1 protein-coding gene is annotated in these 535 nt (G+C 58.9%); it reads right to left on the reverse strand.

What is annotated here, in order from left to right; all coding sequences use genetic code 11:
- Positions 1-225 precede the first annotated feature (225 nt).
- A partial coding sequence (locus tag IM708_RS21195) for a hypothetical protein (protein ID WP_209428523.1) occupies positions 226-535 on the reverse strand: 310 nt, incomplete at its 5' end.

Genomic DNA, 535 nt, shown 5'->3' on the forward strand with positions numbered 1-535 from the left:
GTCGAGACGCCGGTCATGCACGAAAGAGCGGACACATAACGCCCCGCGGGGGGCGACCGGCGGCTGCGACCCTAGCGCCGTACCTACACCAGTTTCGATCCACGCCCCCACAAGGGGGTGACCCAACTTTACCTCAAGCTCGACATCTTCGCCAAAACCGGTCGATCTACGATGCGATTAACCGAATGGGCGTTGCACACAGGCGCCATGCGGAGAGTGAGTCATTCAGTCGGTTAGCTCCTCCTCAGCCTGTCTCGCCAGCAGATACGTGATTGTTCGACCAACAAATTGAGGCTCAGGTGCTCCCAGCGCCTTCGCAATCGAACGGAGCGCTGCAATATCCGGAAACACGTCTTGCCTCTCAAAGAGGCCACGGACCCAGTCTGGATCCTGATTGCTTTCCTGCGCGAGTTCATCGGCAGAGTAGCCGCTGAAGCCCAGAATGCGCGCGAGAGTCTCGGGGAATCCCAGATCGGTGTTGTCCAACATCTGCCAGATGATCGCTTTCCGATTGTCTTGGCTGACAGGGGTGCGG

This window comes from Pararhodobacter sp. SW119 (assembly GCF_017811755.1).
Lineage (GTDB): Bacteria > Pseudomonadota > Alphaproteobacteria > Rhodobacterales > Rhodobacteraceae > Pararhodobacter.